This is a genomic window from Methylobacterium trifolii, assembly GCF_022179685.1.
GTDB classification, from domain to species: domain Bacteria; phylum Pseudomonadota; class Alphaproteobacteria; order Rhizobiales; family Beijerinckiaceae; genus Methylobacterium; species Methylobacterium trifolii.
The window spans coordinates 1-4,803 of sequence record NZ_BPRB01000391.1; the positions used below are offsets into that span (position 1 = coordinate 1).

Annotated in this window: 4 protein-coding genes; 1 reads left to right on the plus strand and 3 read right to left on the minus strand. The window is 68.5% G+C overall.

Features of this window, described 5'->3' with window-relative positions; translation table 11 throughout:
- Positions 1-45: 45 nt before the first annotated feature.
- The 3 genes from COGEMETH_RS25010 to COGEMETH_RS25020 form a co-directional block, all read right to left on the minus strand.
- Complete coding sequence (locus COGEMETH_RS25010) at positions 46-906, minus strand: NADP-dependent methylenetetrahydromethanopterin/methylenetetrahydrofolate dehydrogenase (RefSeq protein ID WP_238185368.1); 861 nt, start codon at positions 904-906, stop codon at positions 46-48.
- Between the two features lie 93 nt (positions 907-999).
- Positions 1,000-1,944, minus strand: a complete 945-nt coding sequence (locus COGEMETH_RS25015) for a D-2-hydroxyacid dehydrogenase (RefSeq protein ID WP_238185369.1) — start codon at positions 1,942-1,944, stop codon at positions 1,000-1,002.
- A gap of 176 nt (positions 1,945-2,120) precedes the next feature.
- Positions 2,121-3,329 (minus strand): aminotransferase class V-fold PLP-dependent enzyme, encoded by a 1,209-nt coding sequence (locus tag COGEMETH_RS25020; RefSeq protein WP_238185370.1) that lies wholly within the window; start codon positions 3,327-3,329, stop codon positions 2,121-2,123.
- 628 nt (positions 3,330-3,957) lie between these two features.
- On the opposite strand from COGEMETH_RS25020, the gene COGEMETH_RS25025 reads away from it, so the two are divergent.
- On the plus strand, positions 3,958-4,803 hold an 846-nt coding region (locus COGEMETH_RS25025), incomplete at its 3' end, for a UDP-2,3-diacylglucosamine diphosphatase (RefSeq protein WP_238185371.1).

Genomic DNA, 4,803 nt, shown 5'->3' on the forward strand with positions numbered 1-4,803 from the left:
CCACCCCTGACCCCTCCCCGCAAGGAGGAGGGAAAGAAGGGATCGTCAGGCCATCTTCTTGGCCAGGGCGTAGATCTCCTCGGCGTCCAGCACCTGCTCGGTGTTGTCGAAGAGCTGGCCGACGCAGGCCCGGTGGAGCTTCAGCTTGAGACCGCCGATGCCGAGCGCCCCGAAGGTCTTCTTGCCGTTGCGGTCCTTGCCCTTGTCCATGGCGTCGATCCCGCCGAAGCCCAGCGGCGGCTGGGCGTTGTAGTCGGCCAGGAACTCGATGGAGGCCTCGTCCTTCCAGGCCGATTCCGGCAGCAGCTCGATGCCGATGGCGCCGGCCGAGAAGATCAGGTTCTGGCCCTTCACGATCGCGGCGCGGGAGGCCTCGTCGGGGGTGGCGGCGGCCGTCACGTTCACCTTGAAGCGCTTGTTGACGGCATCCGCCGCGGCCTGTGCCCTGTCGAGCTGGCGCGCGGCCAGGATCACCTCGGCGCCCTCGCCGGCGAGCAGCGCTGCCGAGCGCATGCCGACGGGGCCGGTGCCGGCCAGCACCACGGCCTTCTTGCCCTGGAGCGAGCCGGCGGCCTTGGCCACCAGCGCGACGCCGGCCGCGGCCGTGGTGTTCGAGCCGTTGGAATCCAGCATGGTCGAGACCCGGAACGGGCCGAAGAAGCGCTTCCTGACCGCCTGGAGTACCGCCTCGCCGGCCGCCATGTTGCCGCCGCCGACGAAGATCGCCGTCGACTTCTTCTCCGAACCGCCGCGGGTGTAGATCGTGCCGTCGACCAGCGCGCCGACGTTCTCGGGGGTGACGCCGCCGTAGCCGGTGATGTGGTCGGCCCCGCCGTCGTAGCCGACGACCGTGTCGAACACGCTCGGCACCGCATCCGTGTCGAACAGAAACAGCAGTTTTTTCATTCTCTCGGGTCCTTCGGTCGCGCTCGTGTGCGCGGAGTCAGCGTTTCCATCGCGGCTGCCCGTCCCGGCAGCCGCTCGTCATCGGGCCGGGCCTCAGCCCTCGACCACGTTCTGCGGCTTGCCGGCGACGTAGGCCTCGACGTTGTCCACGAGCTGGTCGGCCAGGATCTGCATCGCCTCCTTGCTCGCCCAGGCCACGTGCGGCGTGACGATGAGGTTGGGCAGATCGAGGTCGCACAGGATGTTGCCGTCCTTGGGCGGCTCCTGCGCCACCACGTCGAAGCCGGCGCCGGCGATGGTGCCGTCCTGGAGCGCCTCGGCGAGCGCGGCCTCGTCCACCAGGCCGCCGCGGGCCGTGTTGATGAGGATGGCCGACTTCTTCATCTTCGCCAGCTGCTCGCGCCCGATCAGGTTCTTGGTGTCGGGGGTGAGCGGCACGTGCAGCGTGATTACGTCCGACTGGGTCAGGATGGTCTCGAAGTCGACCAGCCCCTCCTGCGGGAACACGTCGTAGGCGATGACCTTCATGCCGAGCGCCTCGGCACGCTTGCCGATCGACTTGCCGAGCGCCCCGTAGCCGACGATGCCCAGCGTCGAGCCGGCGATGTCGTAGATCGGATAGTCGAAGTAGCAGAACTGCTTCGACTTGTTCCAATCCCCCCGCCGCACCGAGTTGGCGTAAGGTACGATCGCCCGGCGCAGGGCGAACATCAGGCCGACCACGTGCTCGGGCACGGTGTTGAAGGCGTAGTTGCGGATGTTGACGACCGTGACCCCCTGCGCCTTCGCTTGGGCCTTGTCGACGACGTCGGTGCCGGTGGCCGCCACCGCGATCAGCTTGAGGTCGGGAAGCTGCTTCAGGACCTCGGCGCGCATCGGCACCTTGTTGATGAGGGCGATCTCGGCGCCTTTCAAGCGCTCGACGGTCTCCTCCGGCGTCCAGGTCGAGTCGTATTCCGTGTATTCGTGCGGGAAGTCGAAGGCGCGGACCTTCGCATCAAGGGATTCGCGGTCGAGGAATACGATCTTCTTCGTCATGGACAACCCTCTCCTGCGGCGGGCGGCGTTCCTCCGGGGCGTCTGTCCGGTCAGGGCCCGCTGCCTGTTAGGCGCGGGCGGAAATCGCCGGTTCTTCTGTTGGGCCCGCGTCCTAGGCATCTAGGTCGACGTGCCGGAATGTCGCGGGGGCCGTTGGCCGGCCCCCGCGATCGGTCTCACGCCTTGGAGAGCGGGTTCTCGCGCAGGTAGTTCGACGCGGCGGCCACGCCCGAGCCGGGGGTGACGGAGATGCCGTTGTCGAGCATCGCCATCTCGGCGCCCGCGATCGCGCCCAGCAGCGACAGCTCGTTCAGGTCGCCGACATGGCCGATGCGGAAGACCTTGCCCGCCACCTCGGACAGCCCGGCGCCCAGCGCGAGGTTGTAGCGGACGTAGGCGTGCTTGATGATCTTGGCCGCGTCCACGCCCTCCGGCACCACGATGGTGGTGACGGTGTCGGAGTTCCACTTGGGCTCCTTGGCGCAGGTCTTGAGACCCCAGGCCGCGACCGCCTGGCGGGTGGCCTCGCCCAGCACGTGATGGCGGTGGAAGACGTTCTCCAGCCCCTCCTCGAACAGGCAGGCCAGCGCCTCCTTCAGGCCGTAGAGCAGCGGCAGGGACGGGGTGTAGGGGAAGTAGCCGAGGTGGTTCTGCTTCTTGTGGTCTTCCCAGTCGAAGTAGACCCGCGCCAGCCGGTCGTTGCTGCCGGACGAGCCTTCGGCGATCTTGATCGCCTTGGGGCTGACGCAGATCACGCCGAGGCCGGCCGGCAGCATCAGGCCCTTCTGGGAGCCGGCGATGGCGCAGTCGACCTTCCACTCGTCGGCCTTGAACGGCAGCGAGCCGATCGAGGACACGCCGTCCACGAACAGGAGCGCCGGGTGGCCGGCCGCGTCGATCGCCTTGCGCACGGCGCCGATGTCGCTGGTGACGCCCGTGGCGGTCTCGTTGTGGACGACCATCACGGCCTTGATGTCGTGGTTCGTGTCGGCCCGCAGGGCCTCGCCGATCCGCTCCGGGTTGGCGCCCGTGCCCCAGGCCTCCTCCTGGACGACGACGTCGAGGCCGAGGCGGTTGGCCATGTCGATCCAGAGGTGGCTGAACTGGCCGAAGCGGGAGGCCAGGACCTTGTCGCCGCGGGCGAGCGTGTTGGAGAGCGCCGATTCCCAGATGCCGGTGCCGGAGGCGGGGAACAGGAAGATCGTGCCGGTGGTCGAGCCGAACACCTTCTTGGTGTCCTCGAACAGGGGCTTGGTCAGCGCCGGGAAGTCGACCGAGCGGTGATCCTCGGACTGCACCACCATCGCGCGCATGACGCGGTCCGGGATGTTGGTGGGGCCGGGCACGAACAGGTGGTTGCGGCCGGGGCGTCGGGTTGCCGACATGGGTGTGTCCTCCGATTTGCTGTGGCGATCGCCGGGCATGGGCGCCCGGCATCGGGTTTCTTGCTCTCGCGTCGGCAGGCGGGTGGAAGCGATCCGGAACCCGCTTGTGCGAGGACGACCGGTTCGCGCCGTGCCGGGGCACGTCGCGCAACGCGGGTCCGGGCGGATTCGGTGTCCGCCGCCATCGTCCATTCGCGGGTCGGATCGTCGGGCCAAGCGGAGCGGCAGGGCGGCCTTGCGCCGCTCGCGGTCGCGGCATGCCTGCATGCCGGTCGCCTCCGAATTGCCGAAACCTCAATGCGTCGGCCGGGCCGCGCCTGCAAGCGCGCCGGCAGAACCATCGACACCTTCCTTCCGGTCCTCCCTCATGGTCCGGCGCCGGTCGGGCGCCCGGCATTCGGCTGGCGCGGATTATGGCCGCCTAACCTGCGGAAAGAAAACTGGAAAAACTTCGGTGGGTTGGAAAAAAAATTAGTGTGCGCCGCAGCGCCGGCCCCGTCCGCTTGAGACGCTCCGGCCGCAGCGCAGCATCCGGGCGCACGCCCGGCGTCATCAAACTGATACGCGTTTTCGGTTTGGCTCGCCCCGTATCCGGTGCCGGGAGAGGTTCGTGGCGGAAGACCGAGGCATCGTCGCGGGACAGGACGCCCGCCCTGCGGAAGGCCCCGAGGCGGACGGCGCGGTCCGCGTCCGCACCCTGTTCCTGTCCGATACGCATCTCGGCACCAAGGGCTGCCAGGCCGGGCTGCTGCTCGACTTCCTCAAGGACTACGACGCAGACGCGATCTACCTCGTGGGCGACATCGTGGACGGCTGGCAGCTCCGCTCGGGCTGGTACTGGCCGCAAGGGCACAACGACGTGGTGCAGAAGCTGCTGCGCAAGGTGCGCAAGGGCTCCCGGCTGATCTACGTGCCCGGCAACCACGACGAGTTCCTGCGCGACTACATCGGCACCACCTTCGGCGGCATCGAGATCGCCGAGAGCCGCATCCACGAGGCGGCGGACGGGCGCCGCTACCTCGTCATCCACGGCGACCAGTTCGACATGGTGGTGCGCCACGCCCGCTGGCTCGCCCACCTCGGGGACGGCGCCTACGGCTTCGCGCTGTTCGTCAACACCGGCCTGAACAAGCTGCGCCGCCGCCTCGGGCTGTCCTACTGGTCCCTCTCGGCCTGGGCGAAGCTGAAGGTGAAGAACGCGGTCAACTTCATCGGCGAGTTCGAGCGGTTCCTGGCCGACGAGGCCCGGCGGCAGGGGGCGGACGGGGTGATCTGCGGCCACATCCACCATGCGGCCAACCGCGAGATCGACGGCCTGCGCTACCTCAACACCGGCGACTGGGTGGAATCCTGCACCGCGATCGTCGAGCATTACGACGGGCGGATGGAGGTGCTGCACTATCCGAGCCTGCTGCGGGCACGCCAACGGGCCGAGGCGCCACAGGATGCCAGGGAGGCCGAGGCCCTGCCCGGC